At 69.3% G+C, this 19,415-nt stretch carries 19 protein-coding genes; 10 read left to right on the top strand and 9 right to left on the bottom strand.

Translation table 11 applies throughout. The annotated features are described in order from the left end of the window. The 3 genes from QO010_RS20790 to QO010_RS20780 are packed head-to-tail and all read right to left on the bottom strand — an operon-like array spanning nt 1 to nt 2,554. Entirely contained in the window at nt 1-1,170 is a 1,170-nt protein-coding gene (locus QO010_RS20790) for a DSD1 family PLP-dependent enzyme (protein ID WP_307352431.1), read from the bottom strand. Beyond that, entirely contained in the window at nt 1,170-2,141 is a 972-nt protein-coding gene (locus tag QO010_RS20785) for a threonine ammonia-lyase (protein WP_307352429.1), read from the bottom strand. The genes QO010_RS20790 and QO010_RS20785 overlap by 1 nt, the downstream gene beginning before the upstream one ends. Continuing rightward, nucleotides 2,138-2,554, bottom strand: coding sequence for a VOC family protein (locus tag QO010_RS20780; protein WP_307352428.1), 417 nt, complete (start codon nt 2,552-2,554; stop codon nt 2,138-2,140). The genes QO010_RS20785 and QO010_RS20780 overlap by 4 nt, the downstream gene beginning before the upstream one ends. A 294-nt stretch (nt 2,555-2,848) precedes the next feature. Between QO010_RS20780 and QO010_RS20775 the strand changes: the two genes are divergently transcribed. The 5 genes from QO010_RS20775 (at nt 2,849) to QO010_RS20755 (ending at nt 9,702) form a co-directional block, all read left to right on the top strand. Further along, nucleotides 2,849-4,066, top strand: coding sequence for a M20 metallopeptidase family protein (locus QO010_RS20775; RefSeq protein WP_307352427.1), 1,218 nt, complete (start codon nt 2,849-2,851; stop codon nt 4,064-4,066). Nucleotides 4,067-4,140: 74 nt separating this feature from the next. After that, nucleotides 4,141-5,712, top strand: a complete 1,572-nt coding sequence (locus tag QO010_RS20770; protein WP_307352426.1) for a gamma-glutamyltransferase family protein — start codon at nt 4,141-4,143, stop codon at nt 5,710-5,712. Between the two features lie 308 nt (nt 5,713-6,020). Continuing rightward, a complete protein-coding gene (locus QO010_RS20765) occupies nt 6,021-7,307 on the top strand; it encodes an adenylosuccinate synthase (protein ID WP_307352425.1) in 1,287 nt (428 codons plus the stop codon). Between the two features lie 376 nt (nt 7,308-7,683). Next, the gene (locus QO010_RS20760) at nt 7,684-8,820 is read left to right on the top strand and encodes a hypothetical protein (protein WP_307352423.1); all 1,137 of its coding nucleotides are present in this window, start codon (nt 7,684-7,686) and stop codon (nt 8,818-8,820) included. A gap of 108 nt (nt 8,821-8,928) precedes the next feature. Beyond that, nucleotides 8,929-9,702: a response regulator gene (locus tag QO010_RS20755; protein WP_307352421.1), complete on the top strand. Its 774-nt coding sequence runs from the start codon at nt 8,929-8,931 to the stop codon at nt 9,700-9,702. A gap of 63 nt (nt 9,703-9,765) precedes the next feature. Here the strand turns inward: QO010_RS20755 and rpoH are convergent, their stop codons facing one another. From rpoH to QO010_RS20735, 4 genes are all read right to left on the bottom strand, one after another. After that, nucleotides 9,766-10,653 carry an RNA polymerase sigma factor RpoH gene (gene rpoH / locus QO010_RS20750; RefSeq protein ID WP_307352419.1) on the bottom strand — a complete coding sequence of 296 codons (888 nt, stop codon included), beginning with the start codon at nt 10,651-10,653 and terminating at the stop codon, nt 9,766-9,768. Between the two features lie 158 nt (nt 10,654-10,811). Then, nucleotides 10,812-11,489: a M74 family metallopeptidase gene (locus tag QO010_RS20745; RefSeq protein WP_307352417.1), complete on the bottom strand. Its 678-nt coding sequence runs from the start codon at nt 11,487-11,489 to the stop codon at nt 10,812-10,814. Further along, nucleotides 11,486-12,454, bottom strand: coding sequence for an RluA family pseudouridine synthase (locus tag QO010_RS20740; RefSeq protein ID WP_307352415.1), 969 nt, complete (start codon nt 12,452-12,454; stop codon nt 11,486-11,488). The genes QO010_RS20745 and QO010_RS20740 overlap by 4 nt, the downstream gene beginning before the upstream one ends. Beyond that, nucleotides 12,451-13,353, bottom strand: coding sequence for a helix-turn-helix domain-containing protein (locus tag QO010_RS20735; protein ID WP_307352413.1), 903 nt, complete (start codon nt 13,351-13,353; stop codon nt 12,451-12,453). Before QO010_RS20735 ends, QO010_RS20740 begins: the two co-directional genes overlap by 4 nt. 161 nt (nt 13,354-13,514) lie before the next feature. Here QO010_RS20735 and QO010_RS20730 point away from each other — a divergent pair, with 161 nt between their 5' ends. From QO010_RS20730 to QO010_RS20715, 4 genes are all read left to right on the top strand, one after another. After that, entirely contained in the window at nt 13,515-13,817 is a 303-nt protein-coding gene (locus QO010_RS20730; RefSeq protein ID WP_307352411.1) for a hypothetical protein, read from the top strand. A gap of 71 nt (nt 13,818-13,888) precedes the next feature. Next, the gene (locus tag QO010_RS20725) at nt 13,889-14,680 is read left to right on the top strand and encodes an ADYC domain-containing protein (RefSeq protein ID WP_307352409.1); all 792 of its coding nucleotides are present in this window, start codon (nt 13,889-13,891) and stop codon (nt 14,678-14,680) included. Between the two features lie 12 nt (nt 14,681-14,692). Further along, complete coding sequence (locus QO010_RS20720) at nt 14,693-15,418, top strand: DoxX-related protein (RefSeq protein ID WP_307352407.1); 726 nt, start codon at nt 14,693-14,695, stop codon at nt 15,416-15,418. A gap of 316 nt (nt 15,419-15,734) precedes the next feature. After that, nucleotides 15,735-16,568 (top strand): DUF4274 domain-containing protein, encoded by an 834-nt coding sequence (locus tag QO010_RS20715; RefSeq protein WP_307352404.1) that lies wholly within the window; start codon nt 15,735-15,737, stop codon nt 16,566-16,568. A gap of 179 nt (nt 16,569-16,747) precedes the next feature. Here QO010_RS20715 and QO010_RS20710 read toward each other — a convergent pair whose 3' ends face one another. Further along, nucleotides 16,748-17,692, bottom strand: a complete 945-nt coding sequence (locus tag QO010_RS20710) for a helix-turn-helix domain-containing protein (RefSeq protein WP_307352402.1) — start codon at nt 17,690-17,692, stop codon at nt 16,748-16,750. A 578-nt stretch (nt 17,693-18,270) separates the two neighbouring features. On the opposite strand from QO010_RS20710, the gene QO010_RS20705 reads away from it, so the two are divergent. Next, nucleotides 18,271-18,741 carry a globin domain-containing protein gene (locus QO010_RS20705; RefSeq protein WP_307352400.1) on the top strand — a complete coding sequence of 157 codons (471 nt, stop codon included), beginning with the start codon at nt 18,271-18,273 and terminating at the stop codon, nt 18,739-18,741. 42 nt (nt 18,742-18,783) lie between these two features. Here QO010_RS20705 and QO010_RS20700 read toward each other — a convergent pair whose 3' ends face one another. After that, the gene (locus QO010_RS20700; RefSeq protein ID WP_307352398.1) at nt 18,784-19,281 is read right to left on the bottom strand and encodes a DUF805 domain-containing protein; all 498 of its coding nucleotides are present in this window, start codon (nt 19,279-19,281) and stop codon (nt 18,784-18,786) included. Nucleotides 19,282-19,415: the final 134 nt, after the last annotated feature.

Below are 19,415 nucleotides of genomic sequence, written 5' to 3'. Positions count from 1 at the left end.
TTAGCTCACGCGGCGCGCATCCACCGCCCAGCGTTCGAATGACCCGTCTTCCGCCACGACATGCAAGGCGTCGTAGAGATTGATGGTCGGATCGCAGTGGCCGGGCTGCAGCCAGACCAGGCCGCCGGCCTTGGGCGCATCGGCCGGCCAGGGGACGGAAGCGTCGCGGTCGGCCTTTTCCACCGCCTCGACGAAGTTGCCGCCGCGCAGCAGCGCCAGGCCGTCGGGGTGGATGATCATCCCATGCTCGTCGCCCATCGGCCGCCAGAGCGAGCCGGCCGCGGCGCCGCTGGCGACCCTGGCCGGCGGGCCGTCCATCGACATGGCCTTGAAGCCGGCGTCGACGGTGACATGGCTCTTGTGGTTGGCCGAGACGACGGACGCCGCCACGAACAGCGACGCCTGGAACGGCCAGGACCCGCCGCCAGGCGCGGCGCAGTCGGCGTATTCGACGTCCATCACCGCATAGCTGCCGGCCTGCAGCTCGTTGAAGAGGCCCGAGGCCAGGGCGAAGCTGTGGGTCCCGGTGCCGCCGCCGGTGACCACTTCCGGGGCCAGGTTGGCGTTGGTCAGGGCCGCCACCATGGCCGCCAGCTGCGCGCAGACGGCGTGGTCGGCGACGCGGCGCTCCTCCAGCCCGACGATATGCTGCAGATGCCCGGCATAGGCCTGGACGCCCATGTAGTTCAGGCCCTCGGTGGAGGCGGCCAGCCGCGCCAGAGCGACGGCGTCGTCGGGATGGCAGCCGGTGCGGTGGGTGCCGGGATCGATGTCGACCACCAGATCCAGCGTGACACCGGCCGCCCGGGCCGCCGCGCCCAGCCGCTCGATCTGCTCGGCGCTGTCGGCCACCGAGCCGACCCGCGCCGTCCTGGCCAGGGCGGCCAGCCGGACCGCGCCCCACGGCGGCGGCGGGGCGGTGACCAGCACGTCGGTGACGCCGCCCTTCACGAAGGCCTCGGCCTCGCCCACCGTCTGGGCGCAGAGCCCGACCGCCCCCCCGGCCTGCTGCAGCCGGCCGAGCGTCGAGCATTTGTGGGTCTTGCCGTGGGACCGCAGGCGGACCCCGTGGCTGTCGCAGAGGTCCTGCATGGTCTTGAGATTGCGCGTCAGGGCGGCGCGGTCGACCGCCAGCAGCGGCGTCTGGGGCGGGGTGAAGCCTTCGAACATCAGAACTCTCCCGCCAACACCCGGGCATAGAGGCCCGGATCGACATTGCCGCCCGAGCAGACGATGCCCGTTGTCTTGCCCTTCAGATCCAGCTTGCCCGCCAGCGCCGCCGCCAGGGCCACGCAGCCGCCCGGCTCGATGACCAGCTTCAGGGTGGTGAAGGCATAGCGCATGGCCTCGGCGACCTCGGCGTCGGTGACGGTCAGGCCGCCGGCCAGGTTGGCCTGGTTGATCGGGAAGGTCAGGGCGCCGGGGCTGGGCGACAGCAGGGCGTCGCAGAAGGACCGGGAATTGGGATCGATCGATTCGCGTTTTCCGGAGGCCAGCGAGCGCTTGGTGTCGTCGAAATCGGCCGGCTCGACGCCATAGACCAGGGTGTCGGGCGACCGCGCCTTCACCGCCGTCGAGGTCCCGGCGATCAGCCCGCCGCCGCCGACCGGGCAAAGCACCACGTCCAGGTCTGGCGCCTGCTCGGCCAGCTCCAGGCCCAAAGTGCCCTGGCCGGCGATGATGTAGGGGTCGTCGTAGCTGGGCACGACCACGCAGCCGCGCTCGGCGGCGATCTCGGCGGCGATGGCCTCGCGGTCCTCGGTGAAGCGGTCGTAGAAGCGGATCTCGGCCCCGAAGCCGCGTGTGCCGGCCACCTTCACCGCCGGGGCGTCGGCGGGCATGACGATCAGGGCCGGGGTCCCGACCAGGGCGGCGGCCAGGGCCACGCCCTGAGCGTGGTTGCCGCTGCTGAAGGCGACGACGCCGCGCTTCTTCTCCTCGTCGCTGAGGCGGCTGATGCGGTTGTAGGCGCCCCGGAACTTGAACGAGCCGCTGCGTTGCAGGGTCTCGGGCTTGATCAACACCCGCCCGCCCAGTCGCTCGTTGAGCTGGGGATTTTCGGTCAGCGGCGTGCGGATGGCCTGGCCTTCCAGCCGGCGGGCGGCGTCCTCGATATCGGCGAAAGAGATGGCGAAGCTCACCGCGCGAACACCAGGGCGTCGTCGGCGAAGGCCTTGAACTCCAGGGCGTTGCCGCTGGGGTCGAGGAAGAACATCGTCGACTGCTCGCCCACCTCGCCCTTGAAGCGGGTGTGGGGGGCGATGATGAACTCGGTCCCGGCGGCGGTCAGTCTGTCGGCCAGGGCCTGCCAGTCGGCGGGTTCGAGCAGCACGCCGAAATGGCGGACCGGCACCTGCTTGCCGTCGACCGGATTGGTCGGGGTGTCGGCCTCCATCTGGGCCAGATGCGCCACGATCTGGTGGCCCATCAGGTTGAAGTCCACCCAATGGTCCGAACACCGCCCCTCCGGACAACCCAGCAGGCCGCCATAGAAGGCCCGGGCCTCATCGAGGTCGCGGACGGGAAAGGCGAGGTGAAAGCGCGGATGTCCCATGGCTGGGTATTAGCGCCATTGTTGAGCTTCGGGCAGAGGCGATTCCATCTTGTTTCTCCCTTCCTCCTCGATGGAGGAAGGGCGGGGATGGTGGTGGTGGCAGTGCGTTTCCGGAAGCGCTCAGGGAGGCGTGGGCGCCCCCCCGAGCCCGTCGCCCATATCCCGAGCACACACCACCAACCCTGCCCTTCCTCCATCGAGGAGGAAGGGTTCTAAGTTTTCGCGCTTCGAGTTCTGGACTCCGCTCCGGTCCCGCGCCCAAACTGCCCGGAACCTGTCGGAGACCTTCCCCTCATGGACCTAGCCATCGACCGCGACGCCTGGACCAGCGCCGGCGACGCCCTGCTGGACGACGCCATCGCCCTGCGCCGCGCCATCCATATGGAGCCGGAGCTGGGCCTGGACCTGCCCAAGACCACGGCCAAGGTGCTGAAGGCCCTGGAAGGCCTGCCGCTGGAGATTCGCCAGGGGCCGTCGACGACCGGGGTGCTGGCCATCCTGCGGGGCGGCGGCAATGGCCGCACGGTGCTGCTGCGCGGCGACATGGACGCCCTGCCGCTGACCGAGGACACCGGGCTGGACTTCTCGTCCCGGACCCAGGGGGCGATGCACGCCTGCGGTCACGACACCCATGTGGCCATGCTGGCCGGGGCGGCCAGGGCGCTGTGCGCGCGGCGCGATACGCTGGCCGGGACGGTGATGTTCATGTTCCAGCCGGGCGAGGAGGGCCATCACGGGGCCCGCCACATGCTCAATGACGGGCTGATCGACCCGATTCCCGACGCCGCCTTCGCCCTGCATATCTCGCCCAACATGCCGACCGGCGTGTTCGCCAGCCGCACCGGCCCGCTGCTGGCCAGCTCCGACAAGCTGCGCATCCGGGTCGTCGGGTCCGGCGGCCACGCCTCCATGCCGCATGACGCCCTGGACCCCATCCCGGTGGCCTGCGAGATCGTCACCGCCCTGCAGGCCTTCGTCACCCGCGGCATCTCGGTGTTCGACCCGGCGGTGATCACCATCGCCCGCATCGAGGGCGGCACCACCGACAACATCATCCCCGAGGACGCCCGGCTGTGGGGCACCCTGCGGACCCTCTCCGAACGCACCCGCGCCACGGCGCATGAGGGCATCCGGCGCATCGCCGAGCACATCGCCCTGGCCCATGGCGCCACCGCCGAGGTGACCATCGAGGGCGGCTTCCCGGTCACCGTCTGCGATGGCCGCGCCGTGGACCTGGCCGAGCGCACCGCCAAGACCCTCTATGGCGAGGGCGCCTGGATCACCATGCAGAACCCGATGATGGGGGCCGAGGACTTCAGCTACATCCTGCAGAAGGCCCCCGGCGCCATGGCCTTCCTGGGCGCGGCGCCGACCGGGGTGGGCGGCGATTTCCGCTCCTGCTGCGCCCTGCACTCCAACCGCATGACCCTGGACGAGACGGTGATGGCGCGCGGTATCGCCATGCACTGCGCTTTCGCCGAGGCGGTGCTGGCCGGCGAGATGGCGCTCTGAGCTTAGGGTTTCCCACCGGCGCGAAAGCCGCCTGGCCGCGCCATCGGCTCAGCCCGGTCCTGGCGCGAAACGGCATGGTCGCGGCGGCGCATCCGCTGATCGTCCATGCCGGGCTGGAGGTGCTGGGCCAGGGCGGCAACGCCGTGGACGCCGCCATCGCCAGCGCCCTGGTCGCCGCGGTGGTCATGCCCGAGATGTGCGGCCTGGGCGGCGACCTCTTCGCCATCGTCCATCAGCCCGGCCAGGCCCCGGCCGCCTTCCTGGGCAGCGGCGCCGCGCCGTTGGCCGCGACCCTCGAGCAGATGCGCCGGCACGGCGACCAGACCCCGAACGGCCTGCGCATGCCCCTGCGCGGCCCGCTATCGGTCGGCGTCCCCGGCCTGCCGGACGCCATCGACGCCCTGATGAGCCGCTACGCCACGCGGCCGTTGGATCGCCTCGCCAAGCACGCCCTGGGCTATGCCCGGGACGGCTTTGCCCTGACCCCGTTCGGGGCGGCGGCCATCGCCATGTGCGAGCCCTTCCTGAAGAAGGACCCGGCCGCCGCCGCCGTCTATCTGCCGGACGGCGGGCCGCCCGCCGCCGGGACCGTGCTGCGCCAGCCCGATCTGGCCGACACCCTGAACCGGCTGGCGGTGGCCGGGCCCCGCTGCTTCTACGAGGGCGCCCTGGCCCGGCGCCTGGCCGAAGGGCTGGGCGGGGCGATGACCCCCGACGATCTGGCCCCCCACACCACGCCCGTCGAGGCCCCGATCCGCATCCGCTATCGCGATGTCGATGTCTGGCAGACCGGCCTGCCGACCAACGGCCTGATCCAGCTCGAGGCCATGAACATCGTCCAGCAGGGCGGCAGGCTTGATCCCGGCGGCCCGGAGGGCGTTCACCGTCAGGCCGAGGCCTTGAAGCTGGCTATCGCCGACCGCCTGGCCCAGGCCAGGGACCCGGCCTTCGGGCCGACACCGGTCGCGACCCTGTTGTCCGATGACTGGGCCGCCCGCCGCTTCGCCGCCATCGGTCCGGATAGCGCCGCCGACGAGGTCGCCGGCGAGCTGGCCGACGGGGACACCACCTATCTCTGCACCGCAGACGGCGAGGGGATGATGGTCTCGCTGATCCTGTCGGTTTCCAGCGCCTTCGGCAGCGGGGTTATGGCGCCCGGGACCGGGGTGCTGTTCAACAATCGGGTCGGGCGGGGTTTTTCTCTGGAGGATGGCCACCCCAACCTCTTCGCGCCCGGCAAGAAGACCATGCACACGCTGAACTGCTATCTGGTCACGGCCCCGGATGGGACGGGTCTGATCGCCGGCGGCAGTCCCGGGGGCGACGGCCAGCCGCAGTGGAACCTACAGGTCCTCAGTCATCTGATCGACGGCGGCCTTGACGTGCAGGCGGCCATCGAGGCGCCGCGCTGGACGGTGTGGCCCGGCACGGATCCCCACGACCTGCCCAATCCCTACGAACTGCGCGTCGAGACCCGGCTGGGCGAGGCCGCCATCGAAGGCCTGCGGGCTCGCGGCCACCGCGTTGTCACCACCGGCGGCTGGGGCGGCAGCGGCGCGGCCCAGGCCATCGCCCGCGATCCGGCCACCGGCGTCCTGGCCGGCGGCTCCGATCCGCGTGTCGAGGGGCTGGCGCTCGGCTTTTAGTGCTCAAATTCCTCGCCCGTTGGGCGAGGGGGACCACGAAGTGGTGGAGTGGGCTCTTGGGCGCACACGGCGTTTCAAGCACGCCCACTCCGGTGGTGCTCGATCCGGAAACCCCGTGTGTTCCACGGCCCACTCCGTCGGCTTCGCCGCCACCTCGCCCAAGGGGCGAGGAATTGGGCGAGGAATATCTCCTAGCCCCTCGCCCCTAACCCCTGCTATAGCGCCGCCGCGGCTTAGACCCGCATCGCGGCGCCGAGTCCTGTCGAAGGGCGCCCGCGATCTCCCCGGCAGGGGAAGGACCGCATCCAATGGCCAATGTGACCGTGGTCGGCGCCCAGTGGGGCGACGAGGGCAAGGGCAAGATCGTCGACTGGCTGTCGAACCGCGCCGATGTGGTGGTGCGCTTCCAGGGCGGCCATAACGCGGGGCACACCCTGGTCGTGGGCGACAACGTCTACAAGCTCTCGCTGCTGCCCTCGGGCGTGGTGCAGGGCAAGCTCTCGGTCATCGGCAACGGGGTGGTGGTCGATCCCTGGCACCTGCTGGAGGAGATCGAGAAGCTGGGCGGCCAGGGTGTGAAGATCACCCCCGACCTGCTGGTCCTGGCCGATAACGCCTGCCTGATCCTGCCGCTGCACAAGGACCTGGACCAGGCCCGCGAGAGCGCCTCGACCCAGAAGATCGGCACCACCGGCCGCGGCATCGGTCCGGCCTATGAGGACAAGGTCGGCCGCCGGGCCATCCGGGTCGCCGACCTGGCCGACCCCGAGGCCCTGGCCCCCAAGATCGAGCGGCTGCTGGCCCACCACGGCGCCCTGCGGCGGGGCTTGGGCCTGCCCGACGCCGACGGCGCGGCGCTGTTCGACCAGCTGATGGAAATGGCCCCCAAGATCCTGCCCTACGCCCAGCCGGCCTGGCGGCTGCTGGACCAGGCCTGGAAGGCCGGCCGGCGCATCCTGTTCGAGGGGGCGCAGGGGGCGCTGCTCGACGTCGACCACGGCACCTATCCCTTCGTCACCTCGTCCAACACCGTGGCCGGCCAGGCGTCGGCGGGGTCGGGCATGGGGCCGCGCGGGCCGGGCTATGTGCTGGGCATCGTCAAGGCCTACACTACCCGGGTGGGCGAGGGGCCCTTCGCCGCCGAACTGAACGACGAGGTCGGCAAGCACCTGTCGACGGTCGGCCGCGAGGTCGGGGTCAATACCGGCCGGCCGCGCCGCTGCGGCTGGTTCGACGCGGTGCTGGTACGCCAGTCGGTGGCCATCAACGGTATCGACGGCATCGCGCTCACCAAGCTCGACGTGCTGGATGGCCTTCAGACCCTGAAGATCTGCGTCGGCTACCAGGTCGGCGACAAGGTCCTCGACTACCTGCCGGCCGGCATGCGCGACCAGGCCGCCGCCGTCCCGGTCTACGAGGAGATGGAGGGCTGGAGCGAGAGCACCCAGGGCGTGCGCAGCTTCCGCGACCTCAACGCCAACGCCATCAAATACGTCCGCCGCATCGAGGAACTGATCGGCGCCCCCGTGGCCCTGCTGTCGACCAGCCCGCAGCGGGACGACACCATCCTGATGCGGGATCCGTTCCAGGGCTAGCTGGGTTCTGGAACCCTTCCTCCTCGATGGAGGAAGGGCAGGGTTGGTGGTGTGCGCTCGGAGCCTGGGCGACTGGCTCAGGGTGGCGACCACGCCTCCCCGCGCTCTTCCGGAAACGCGCTGCCACCACCACCATCCCCGCCCTTCCTCCATCGAGGAGGAAGGGAGAAGAAGGCCCGCGACCCCACCCATAATGGGTGGCCTCGCCCGCAATTTGTGATCGCGGTTAGCGCCGTCTTTACGTCCAGCGGGCAAACGCTGTTCGGGGGAGCGTGTTAGGCGAAAGTGTTGGCGGTTTCGCCGCCCGAACACGCTCCCAACGTTTTGAACCAAGCTCCGGCGAAGCCGGAGCTTGGGGGGACTAAAGGGGACCGGCGTGGCTCTGGCGGCGCGAAGACAACTGACCAGCCGCGCGGACCGCAGTCTGCGCAGCCTGGGCGCCCTTCAGAAGTCGGGCTCGACCAGCCGCGTCCTCAACCTGCTGGCCATCGCCAACCGGGCGGGCAATGGCGACGAGGATTTTGTCACCAAGCCCTTCTTCCTCAACCCGGTCCTCAACGCCTGCGTCATCGTCAAGCATCGCCTGCGGGCCGACGAGGCCTATCTGTTCGACGGCTGGCAGGGCGTGGCCACCAAGGTCATCATCCCCTTCGAGCGCAGCGACCTGCGCATGGGCGGCCGCTCGGTGTTCGTCGGCCAGCGCGGCTGGCGGGCCAGCCTGAGCGAGGCCTGCAGCGAAGGTCCCGATTTCGAGCGCGACGTGCATGTGCTGGAACTGGTCGACGGCCTGCCCTCGCTCGACCCCTTCCTGCTGCGCGAGCACCTGCGCCGCAACGGCTACGATGTCGGACGCTGCTATTTCGCCCTCAGCGAAGGCGACCTGGCGCGCATGCGGGCCTTCGTCAGTCAGCAGATTTCCCGCCTGGTGGCCATCGCCTTCCAGGCCGCGGGCGCGGACGGGATCAATACCGGCCGGCTGGTCGGGGCCCTGCTCTCCACCGAGATCGACGAGCGGCTCGAACCCCTGCGCCTGACCCTGATGCTGGAGGGCGACACCTTCCGCGACGGCGTGTTCAGCTGGAAGGGCTTCCTCTACTACAAATGGTCGCTGTCGGGCCTGTGGGGCGACCTCGACCAGGTCATCCCGGCCATCCAGCGCCTGCGGGCCATCGGTCCGTCCGACATGGAGACCAAGGCCTATATCTCCGGCGCCAAGGGCCGCCTGGCCGACGCCATCGTCGCCTGCCGCGTCGACGTGGCCAAGACGCTCAAGGTCTATGACGACGCCTTCCGCGACCTGACCCAGAACGGCAAGCCGGCCGCCTTCCGCGACTTCCTGCTCAAGGCGCCCGACATGTTCGTCTCGCTGGGCGAGAGGCTGGGGGCCATCGCCCATATCGCCAGCTTCTGGCGCTACCGCTTCCCGGATGGCCAGGCGCCGGCCGCGGGGGTGGACGAAGTGGTCGACCTGCTGCAGGAATTCGAGGCCAGCCTGAACATCAAGGTTGCCTGACAAGAACCCATTCTCGTCAAGGCGATCTTTACCGGCGTCGTGATTAATAGGGGGTCAGAGTAGGTCCCTTAGGTTGAAGCGCGCGTGTTCAACGCTGAACCCCGACTGTTGCAGAGGATCGCCCCGCACATCCAGCGGGTGCTGATTCTCGATCCCAATCCGCAGGCCGTCCGCCTGCTGAGCGACGTGCTGCGCGCCATCACCCTGTGCCAGGTGCAGTCGGCGGCCACCAACAGCCGGGGCCTGCAGATCGCCCGCAGCTTCGATCCGCAGATCATCTTCACCGAATTCAGCGGCCCCGGCCTGGACGGCCTGGCCTTTACCATGGCCCTGCGCCGCAGCGACGCCTCCTGCCGCACCGCCCCGGTGGTCATGGCCACGGCCGAGGCCACGGCCCAGGCCATCCTGGCCGCCCGCGACGCCGGGGTGCACGAGTTCATCCGCAAGCCCTTCACCACCAAGGACATCGTCCGCCGGCTCGAGGCGGTGACCCTCAGGCATCGCGACTGGGTCGAGGCGGTGCAGTATGTCGGCCCCGACCGGCGGCGGTTCAATTCCGGCGACTATGCCGGCCCGCGCAAGCGGCGCAGCGACAACGGCGCCCCGCCGACCGACCAGGATCGGCTGCTGCAGTGCCTGAAGATCATCCGCGCCGCCGGCAACGCGCTGGACAGCGACTGGTCCCAGGCCCGTCGGGCGCTGATGGCCCAGGCGCTGGGCCTGCAGAAGCTGGGCATGAATTCCGAAGAGCACCGCCTGCTGGACGCCGGCGCGGCGCTGCAGCGCGCCGTCCTGCCCGAGGGGCCGCCTGACAAGCCGCTGATCACCGCCGCCATCCGCAGCGCGATGAGCTTCATGCCCAAGGAAGAGAAGGCGGCGTAAGAAAAAGGGGACTGGCTTTGCGCCAATCCCCCTTCAGTTCGCATTGGATCGAGATCGTAGAGTTTAGGCGTCGACCAGGTTCCGCTCGCGGGCGGCGGCCTTCATGGTCTTTTGCAGCTTTTCGAAAGCCCGCACCTCGATCTGGCGGACCCGCTCGCGGCTGACGCCGTACTGGGCGGCCAGGTCTTCCAGGGTGGTGGGGTTATCCTGCAGCCGGCGCTCGGTCAGGATGTGACGCTCGCGGTCGGTCAGCTCGGTCATGGCTTCCTCAAGCAGGCCCATGCGCAGGGACTTCTCCTCCGCCTCGGCAACCTGGGTCTCTTGCGAAACCTGGTTGTCGTCGGCCAGCCAGTCCTGCCATTCGCCGTCGCCGTCCACCCGCAGCGGGGCGTTCAGCGAGGCGTCCGGCCCGGAGAGCCGGCGGTTCATCGAGATGACTTCCTCGTTCAGCACGCCCAACTTGGTGGCGATCTGGCTGACATGGTCGGGGTGCAGGTCGCCTTCCTCCAGGGCCGAGATCTCGCTCTTGGCCTTGCGGAGGTTGAAGAACAGCTTCTTCTGGGCGGCGGTGGTGCCCATCTTCACCAGGCTCCAGGACCGCAGGATGTATTCCTGGATCGAGGCGCGGATCCACCACATGGCGTAGGTGGCCAGGCGGAAACCCTTGTCCGGTTCGAACTTCTTGACCGCCTGCATCAGGCCGACATTGCCCTCGGAGATCACTTCCCCGATCGGCAGGCCATAGCCGCGATAACCCATGGCGATCTTGGCGACCAGGCGCAGGTGGCTGGTGACCATCCGATGCGCGGCCTCGGGGTCTTCGTGTTCCTTCCAGCGCTTGGCCAGCATGAACTCTTCGTCCTTGGCCAGCATTGGAAACTTGCGGATCTCGGTGAGATACCGTGAAAGGCCGCCTTCCGGCGACATGGCGATGAGAGCGCCCGCGGCCATGTTGTTATCCCCTGCGTACTGTTCTGGAGCGCGCGCAACCGCGCATCGCCCCCCTGTTAATGGCCTAGATAGGAAGCCGTTGCGGCCACTGTAAGGCCATGACGCATTTGTAATCCCCCACCCGCCAGCTTGGGTATCCAGAAGCTATGGGTGGGTTGTCAGAAAAAATCCACATGGATGTGGTCGTCATGCCGCGCGGCCTGACAGCCGGCGAAGCGGACCTTGCCATAGGTGGTCAAACCCAGCCGGGTCTTCAAGTGCGGCTCGATGAAGATCCGCCGCACGCGGGGGTCGGCCGCCAGGACTTTGACCAGGGCGGCGGTGCGCGCCTCGTCCAGCCGCCAGGCGCGGTCCCTGGGCGGATCGGGCCGGTCGTTCTTGCCCCGCCTGCCGCCGGCGCAGGCCCGTTCGGCCTCGCGGCGAGGCGGTTCGAACGCCTCATAACCCCAGGACCTGGGCGGCTTCGCCAGCGGTTTGCCGGCCCGGTCGACATAGTAGAAGGCCAAGTCCACTTCCCGACCGTCGCCATGCGACAGGTGCGGCGGCATCGGGCGTTTGCCCAGCGGCCAGGAGGCTTCGAGATAGAGAACCCGGGCGCCTGGGAACTTCGCCTGCATGGCAGTGGTCGCGTCCTGCAGCACGGCGAGCCCCTTGGCCGCCACATAGTTGCGCTGCAGCCGGCAGTATCCGGTGTTGGCCGGCGCCAGCGCGCCGCTGCCCGCGCAGGGGAGGGCGACGAGGCCCTTGGCGGGCCTGTCGGCGGCCGGCGGCCTGGCGCCTGGCGCATGACAGCCCGCCAGCGCCAGCAGCGCCAGGGTCACCGCCAGGCGTTTCACAACGCCTCCAGCAGCGCCTCGAGCACCCGCATGTCGGCCGGCGGCGGGGTCTCGAAGCGCAAGGCCTCACCGGTAATCGGATGGACGAAGCCCAGCAGCGCCGCATGCAGCGCCTGCCGCGCCAGCCCCGCCTCAGCCATCGCCGCCTTGACCGGGGCGGCGGGCGAGCCGGAGCCGTAGGCGGGGTCGCCCAGGCAGGGCGCGCCGCGGCTGGCCAGGTGGACGCGGATCTGGTGGGTGCGGCCGGTCTCCAGGCGGCAGGCGACGCGGGCGGCGAGGGGCCGGGCGGCGGGGCCGTAGGTCTTCTCGACGACGTAGTGAGTCACCGCATGGCGCCCGCCGCTCTTCAGCACCGCCATCTTCTTACGGTCGGCGGAGGAGCGGCCGATATTGCCCTCGATGCTTCCCCGGGCCGGCGAGGGCGCGCCCCGGGTCAGGGCCAGATACATGCGGTCGATGTCGTGGCGCTCGAACAGGGCGGCCAGGCCCTGGTGGGCGGCGTCGGTCTTGGCGGCAACCATCACCCCGCTGGTCTCCTTGTCCAGCCGGTGGACGATCCCCGGCCGCGCCACCCCGCCGATCCCCGACAGTGTGTCGCCGCAATGGGCCAGCAGGGCGTTGACCAGGGTGCCGTCGGGCGTGCCGGGGGCCGGGTGCACGGCCATGCCGGCCGGCTTGTCGACCACGATGAGGTAGGCATCCTCGTAGAGCACGCTCAGGGGAATGGCCTGGGGCGCCGGCTCGGCCGCGACGGGCGGTGGGACGGCGATCTCGTAGGGTCCGGCCTTGGCCTTGGCCGAGCCGTCGCGCACCGCCACTCCGTCGAAACTGACCCGCCCTTCGCCGATCAGGGCCTGCAGCCTGGCCCGCGACAGGGCAGGCAAGGCCAGAGCCAGGGCCTTGTCCAGCCGCCCGCTTCCCGCTTCGAGCGTGACTTCGAGGATGTCGTCTTCCTCGTCGCTCAAGACCAGCCGCCGCCCGGGGCGCCCTTCGACATCGACCGCAGCAGGGGCGCGCGCAACAGCATGTCGCCGCCGCCCCGGGCGACTTCCGGGCCGATATCGCGAAACAGGTGGGCGCGGATGTCGTCCGGCACGTCCTCGGCCACGCCGGCCGCCGCGCGCAGGCTCTCGTACCGCGCCTCGTCGGCGGCCGGATCGCCGGTGAGATCGCCGATCCGCTGCAGCAGGCAGGCGCCGGCCGTGGGCGTATTGGTGACGTCCTTGGCGTTGACCAGGATGAGGCCGTCCATGGCCTCGACCCGGGGCATCGACACCCCGTTGAGGATGCAGAACAGGATGGAGTCGTCGGCGTCGTCGGCCATCATGCCGTAGAGCTGGCCCATCACCGGCATCAGCCAGCCGCTGCACCGCCAGCCCGCGCCACCCCAGCAGATACGCAGCAGGCCGTCCTGCCGGCGGATGAAGGCCTGGCTGGCCAACAGTGTTCCCTGCTGGGTCACCGCCGGCTGCAGGGCCCGCCAGAAACCTTCATAGGCCTCGCCCCGTCGCTCGGTTTCGCGGCGCGCCGTGGCGGCGCTGGCGAAACGGATGGTCGCGGGGTCGTCCGCGCCCCGGGCGGCGGTAGGCCGGGTCACGATCGGATCGACACCGAACACAGCCGCCAGGTCGGCGAGCGATCGATCCCAGTCGGCCAGGGTGAAGCCCGTCCGCCGCCCGGCGATCAACGCCGTCAGCCGCGCCAGGTTGTGGCCTGAGGGGATGTAGGCCCCCGACACCCAGCGCCCGACCAGCGACTTGTCGACCCCCAGGTCGGCCGCCAGCCGGCCGCGGCTCATGTTCAAAGCTTTTAGGACCAGTTCCAGCTTGGCGGAAAGGGGGGCGTCGTGGGCGGCGTCCGGCATGGGGAGAGCATCCCACGCCGCCGGCAAAACGCAACGGTTGTGCGCAACGTTGTGCGCCTCGATGCGCGCGCCGTCGCAACTGAACGCACACCGTTCGGCCAATCATAAGACCGCCAACGCAACTCGGGGCGCCGACACGCCCCACTTTTTAGGAAACGACCATGACCAAGACGATCGCCCGCATCGCCCTCGCCGCCGCCCTGCTCGCCGCCCCGGCCCTGATCGCCACCCCGGCGGCGGCTGGCGTCACGCTGAACGGCCTCCCCTTCAACGGCGTCAGCCTGAACGGCATCCCGTTCAACGGCGTCAGCCTGAACGGCATCCCGTTCAACGGCGTCCAGCCCAACGGCCTGCAGCTCAACGGCTCCAAGGTGAACGGCGCGGCCCGCACCGGCGCGCCGGTCGTGGCGCCCAAGGTCACCGCCGTGCGGCTGGCCGACGGCAAGGCCCTCGCCGTCCGCTAGACAACACCGGTTTTTCAGGCTCCTGTCCCGGGCGGGCAACCGTCCGGGACTTTCTGTTTGGGGGATCATCCATGGCCCGACTCTTCCTGGCCCTGACGCTCGCGGGCCTGGCCCTGATCGTGGGCGGCCCCGCCCGGGCCGCGGATGCCGTCCTCAGCGTCGAGGGCACGACCTTCGTCCTGGTCACCCCCGACGCCCGCCTGACCTCCAGGGACCTGGTCGGGGCCGAGTTCGACATGGAGATCGACGGCCTTCCCTCCACCGTCCGCATCGATTCGGTCACCCCCTCCAAGGAACAGCCGGACGTCCTGCTGCACGCCTTCTCGATCAAGGACCCCGAGACCGGCCAGTACAGCCCGCTCTGCGACAGCGACGCCTATGGCCGCGAGGCGGGCTTCCCGGTCGCGGGCGCCTGGGACGACAAGGGGCAGTTCGTCAAGAATCCCAAGGCCTGGTTTTTGACCTGCACCTCCGGTTCGCAGGGCAAATGCATCCTCTGGGGCTACAATCCCTGGAAGGAAGGCCCCAAGGGCGAGGACCTGCTGCCTTATTACGAGGCCTGCCAGCACACGGTCCGCGCCGACTATGACGGCCGCGGCCAGGCCTTCACCAAGAACGGCACCACCATCGACGTCTTCGACGATATCGGCATCCAGAGATCGGAGACGGGCGAGGACGTCAAATTCGCCTTCGAGGCCGGCTGGGGCCCGACCGGCGCGGTCTGCGCCGACCGCACCCGCTGGCCCGACCTGCTGAGCCTGGAGGACCTGCGCAAGCGGGGCTCGCGATTCCAGGGCGGCTGCGACCTCGAACGGGCCAGGAAGCGCGGGGCCCTGATCTACACGCGCGTGGAGAAGCGCTGAACGGGGAGTTCCATGAGCAACGGCGGACGGTTTTTTGGTCTTAGCGCCATCGCCCTGGGGGTGATGGGGTTGCTGTATCCGCAACTGGCGGTCGGGCAGCGTCTCCCGGCCGGCTTTCCGCTCCACGACATCGTCCTCTACGCGACGGCCGCCCTCCTGATCCTGGGCGGGGCGGCGATGAACCTGCCGCGGGCGGCGAGCCTGGGCGCCATGGCCCTGACCGGCCTGCTGGCCTTCTGGGTGGCGGCCGTGAACGCCCCGCAACTGCTGGCCAGGCCCGCCGTATTCGTCAGTTGGGAGAGCTTTTGCGAGCTGGTCGGCATGATGGCCGGCGCGGCGGCGGCCTGGGCGATGGCCGGCGGCCCGGGCGGCCTGGCCCGGGTCTCCCGACTGGCGTTTGGCCTCTGCCTGCTGGTCTTCGGCGCCGCCCATTTCGTCTACGCCAAGTTCAGCGCGCCCTTCGTCCCGGCCTGGCTGCCGCCAAGCCAGCTGTTCTGGGTCTATGCGACGGGCGTGGCGCAGGCCGCGGCCGGCCTGGCCCTGCTGTCCGGCGTTCGCGCGCGGCTGGCGATGGTCCTGCTGGGGGCGATGTACGCTCTGTTCGCCCTGTTGGCCCACGGGCCGCACATCCTGGCCGATCCCCGGGCGGGCGAGAACTGGTCGGAGCTGTGCGTGACCCTGGTGCTGCTGGGGACGGCCTGGATCATGGCCGACTCGCTCGGAAGAGCGGACGCCTAGGATCGATCGACATTCAGGTGTGATAGCTCCAAACCACCCTTCAACCGTCATCGCCGGGCTTGTCCCGGCGACCCATAAACACCGGCAATGACGGTTAGCGGCGGCGCTGTCCGAGAGCGGCTTGACGCACCGAGTCTATGGGTGGCCGGCCCTTCGGCCGGCCATGACGGAATTTAGGTGGGAGTGTGAATCTCAGAGATCGATGAATGTCGATCGGCCCTAGTGTCCCGATTTCGAAGTTCGCCACATCTCGTGGCAGGCTCCGACGAACTTCGGAAGCGAAGAGCACGCCAGCTTGGCCGCAAAGGAGGCAAGGATGGACCGCAGACAGCTCACTCTGGACCGGACCATTGCCTGGCTGGCGGCGCGGGGCCCACGCGACTGGCATGGTGTCGCCGTCTCCTGGAACTGGGACCAGGGCGACGACGTCCCTCTCTGGATTGTTCGCCAGGACGCCTGCGACGCCGGCACCGCCGCCACCCTCTTCTGGCGCTCGGCGCCCGAGGATCTCCTGGATCGCAACGATGACGACCCGCCCCCGCATCCCTATCTGGCCAACCGGGCGGCCCTGATAGCCGAGGTGCTGGGCCGCTGGCCGGGGGGCTACCCTACACGCCACTTTGCCTCCGAGGGCGCCGATCACGTCTACCCCGCCGTCCCTCCCGACCTTGCCGCCCCCTTTCCAGGCGATCGTGACGATGAGGTGGTCGCCCATGCCGAGGGCGTTCCGTTGGAGGTCGAACTGGAGATCTTCGGCCTGCTTGGGGAGACTCCCTCGGACGGCTTCCTCAAGAGCCACCACCTGCGCCGCGAGGGCGGCGGCTATGTCCGGGTCGAGCCTGTCCGCTCACCCCTGGATCATTTTCGAGCCGGCGACCTGACCGCCGAGGAGCTTGAGCGCCTGCTGCGCGATCCGACCGCCTTCGCCGACGCCAAGGACCACCAGTTCTTCGTCTGGAATGTCGTCTTCACCCGCCTGCTCGCGGAGGAGCAGCGCCGCCGCAAGGCCGGGGAGCCGTTCGACGCACCGATGACCCTGCAGGCCCGCATGGCGAGCGGCCAGGAAGCCGACTGGCTGGCGGAATGGGATCGGCTGATCGCGCCGCCCCGGCCTCGCGGCGTCCTCGGCCGGTTGTTCGGCCGCCCCTAGGGCGTTCGACATTCGGCGGCGACCCGTTCTTTTGACCGCTCATCCCGGCGAATGCCGGGATCCAGATGCATCCGCCGCATTGGGGATAGACCGCCAGACCGAGCCTTATGATCTGGGCCCCGGCATTCGCCGGGGTGAGCGGGTTTTAGGAGGTTTCAAAGCCTGAATGTCGATTGGTTCTAGCCGTGCAGGTGCCCGCCGGCGCTGACCCCGCGGGTCAGGGATCCGGTCGCGGGGGCCAGCAGCAGCAGCGGCCCGCCCTTGGCGGCCGCCTCGGGGCCGATGTCGCGCAGCAGGTGGCGCCTGATGTTGTCCGGCAGGCCGTCGACCGGGGCGCGGGTGTCCTGGTTCAGCAGTTCCTGGCAGCGGGCGTCGTCCGCCGCCTTGTCGCCGGTCAGGTCGCCGATTCGCTCCAGGATGATCGGATAGCTGGACGGGGTGCGGGCGGCGTCCAGGGCGGCGGCGGTGACGATGCCGTCCAGCAGTTCGGCCTTGGGCAGGGGCACGCCATTGAAGATCAGGAACACCGGGGTCAGGCCCACGGTGTCGTAGAGGATGACGAACAGTTGGCCCTCGGCCGGCAGCATCCAGCCTTCCCACAGCAAGCCCGAGCCGCCCATCTGGAAGTCCAGCATGCCGCTGGAGCCGCGGCGGATCATGCCGAAGTCGTGGAAGAACAGGCCCGGCATCATCACCGACGGCCGGGTGGTGCGCCAGAAGCCCTCATAGGCCTTGCCGCGCCGCTCGGTGGCCATCCGCGCCTGGTCCAGCAGCGGGGCCAGCAGGGTCAGGTCCTCGGTGCGGGGCTGGGGCGCATGGCCGTTCAGGGCTGGGGCGTGGCCGTTGACCGCCGGGGGACTGACCCCGAACTGCGCCGCCAGGCTTTCCAGGTCGCGGTCCCAGTCGTGCATCGTGAAGCCCGGCCGCTTGGACGCCAGCAGCTGGGTCAGGTTCGAGAGATTGTGCTGCGAGGGCGTCACCGTCCCTGAGGCCCAGCGCCCGACCAGGGACTTGTCGACCCCCAGGTCCGCCGCCAGCCGGCCACGACTCATCGACAACGCCTTGAGCACCAGCTCCAGCTTTGCCGAAAACGCCCCGTTTTCCGTCGTCGCCGCCATCGTCATGCCCGGAAGAATTCCATCAACCTGCACGGAAATGCAACCCGTTGCATGCAACAAATGCAACGGTTGCATGTCCGGTGCGCGATCCATCTGCAACCGTTGCGCATGTCGCCGACCGCCGATGCATCTGACCTCATCCGGCCTGCCCCCCTAGAACGGGGACAACGAGAGCGGCTCAGCCGCCTTCAGGAAACGAAGCCGGAAGTCAAGACCATGAAGCTCATTCCCCTAGCTATCGCCGCCGCCTCGCTGGTTGTGGTCGTGGTCATGGCCCTCTCCGTACCGGCCCAATCGTCCCTGATGGCTGTCGCAGGCTAAGCCGCTCTCTCCCCGTCGTCCTCGCCGCCGCCCCCCCGACAGGTAGCGTTAGGTGAGGTCGAGCAAGGGTCTTCCCCCGAGGGCCCTTTCCATTGGCCCCGGGCAGCGCAAGCTGTCCGGGGTTTTTTTATCCGCCCCCTTCGGGGGCGGATGGCCGGCCGAGGCGCGCTACAAGCGCGCCCGCAGCCAGCCCGGTGGGGGCTTCATCCACGGTTCCCACCGATGCGACAGCCCCGTAAGCTGCCGGGGCAGGGGAGATGGCCATGGGCTACAGCTACGCCGCCGGCGTCGAGGCCAGTCTCGAGGCGGTCGCCGAGCGCGACATCGACCTGACGGGCAGGGTCTATGAGCTGATGTTCGCGGCCTTTCCCGACACCCAGGCCTATTTCTGGCGGGACCAGGACGGGGCCATCAAGGGCGAGATGCTGGCCCGGGTGTTCGAGGCCATCCTCGATTTCATCGGCGAGCGCCGCTACGCCGACCACATGCTGCGCACCGAGATGGTCACCCACGAGGGTTATGACGTGCCGCGCGAAGTGTTCGTGACCTTCTTCGGCTTTGTCGCCCGGGCGACGCGCGAAGCGCTGGGCCAGGCCTGGACCGGGGAGATGGATGCGGCCTGGCCCGGCATGCTGGCCGACATCCAGAGCTATGCCGGCGCGGCGCCGCGCAACGACGTGGCGTTTCCGGATTTCGCGCGCTTCAAGCCAGGCGGCATCGCTGTGACGCGGTAAGGCCGGGCGCTCGTTCCAGCCAGACCTTGGACGGCGCAAAGGCTATGGGGCGGGCGTGGGCTGCGGTGAATCCGCCAGTCGAAGGGGGTCAGGACCGTATCTGTTGGCGCCCTTGACGCCCCGCAGAAGGAAAACCTCCACCATCCCCCACACCAGGAACGGCGCGACCAGGAAGATTCCCACAATCAGAACAATGGTCATGAGCTGCTGCTCGGTCGCGGGAATCTGCGAGAGCCCGCTCGCCAGCGCCATGTGCGGACCGAAGAAAACCAGCAGCCACCATCCGCTTCTGTCGCGGTCGTGAAGGCGCCGAACGAGGGCGCCGAGAAAGAACACCGCAACCATGGCCCCCAGGGCGAACAGGATGAGACTGACAAGCCACACAAGGGGCGGGCTCGGAACCGCCAACTGCAACAGCAACAGTGGAATGGTCAGAAAACCGGCCAGGTACACAAGCCCGATAGAGAGGTACAGGGTCGTGCGAGGCGCTCGGCCCTGCCAACTGAGATTTTGCCGGACCAGCCGCGTCAGCTTTCGCATCGGCCCAGACAAGCACGAGTTCCGCGCGTTCACCATGGTCGATTGAACGGTCCGGGAGGCCCGGCTCAGCCGACTGCCCGTCGCGAGGGGCGCGCGCGGTCTGCCGTCGCCGCGACTCTCAGCATTCGGTCTCG

The sequence above is a fragment of the Caulobacter ginsengisoli genome (assembly GCF_030814835.1).
In the GTDB taxonomy this organism is placed as follows: Bacteria; Pseudomonadota; Alphaproteobacteria; order Caulobacterales; family Caulobacteraceae; genus Caulobacter; species Caulobacter ginsengisoli.
Note: the sequence above shows the minus strand (reverse complement) of the source record. Positions and strands in the feature narration are given on the sequence as shown.

Coding starts and splice junctions, on each gene's coding strand:
- QO010_RS20790 (WP_307352431.1), bottom strand. CDS start 1,170: ATGTTCGAAGGCTTCACCCCGCCCCAGACGCCGCTGCTGGCGGTCGAC.
- QO010_RS20780 (WP_307352428.1), bottom strand. CDS start 2,554: ATGGGACATCCGCGCTTTCACCTCGCCTTTCCCGTCCGCGACCTCGAT.
- QO010_RS20775 (WP_307352427.1), top strand. CDS start 2,849: ATGGACCTAGCCATCGACCGCGACGCCTGGACCAGCGCCGGCGACGCC.
- QO010_RS20770 (WP_307352426.1), top strand. CDS start 4,141: ATGGTCGCGGCGGCGCATCCGCTGATCGTCCATGCCGGGCTGGAGGTG.
- QO010_RS20765 (WP_307352425.1), top strand. CDS start 6,021: ATGGCCAATGTGACCGTGGTCGGCGCCCAGTGGGGCGACGAGGGCAAG.
- rpoH (WP_307352419.1), bottom strand. CDS start 10,653: ATGGCCGCGGGCGCTCTCATCGCCATGTCGCCGGAAGGCGGCCTTTCA.
- QO010_RS20735 (WP_307352413.1), bottom strand. CDS start 13,353: ATGCCGGACGCCGCCCACGACGCCCCCCTTTCCGCCAAGCTGGAACTG.
- QO010_RS20730 (WP_307352411.1), top strand. CDS start 13,515: ATGACCAAGACGATCGCCCGCATCGCCCTCGCCGCCGCCCTGCTCGCC.
- QO010_RS20725 (WP_307352409.1), top strand. CDS start 13,889: ATGGCCCGACTCTTCCTGGCCCTGACGCTCGCGGGCCTGGCCCTGATC.
- QO010_RS20720 (WP_307352407.1), top strand. CDS start 14,693: ATGAGCAACGGCGGACGGTTTTTTGGTCTTAGCGCCATCGCCCTGGGG.
- QO010_RS20715 (WP_307352404.1), top strand. CDS start 15,735: ATGGACCGCAGACAGCTCACTCTGGACCGGACCATTGCCTGGCTGGCG.
- QO010_RS20710 (WP_307352402.1), bottom strand. CDS start 17,692: ATGACGATGGCGGCGACGACGGAAAACGGGGCGTTTTCGGCAAAGCTG.
- QO010_RS20705 (WP_307352400.1), top strand. CDS start 18,271: ATGGGCTACAGCTACGCCGCCGGCGTCGAGGCCAGTCTCGAGGCGGTC.
- QO010_RS20700 (WP_307352398.1), bottom strand. CDS start 19,281: ATGCGAAAGCTGACGCGGCTGGTCCGGCAAAATCTCAGTTGGCAGGGC.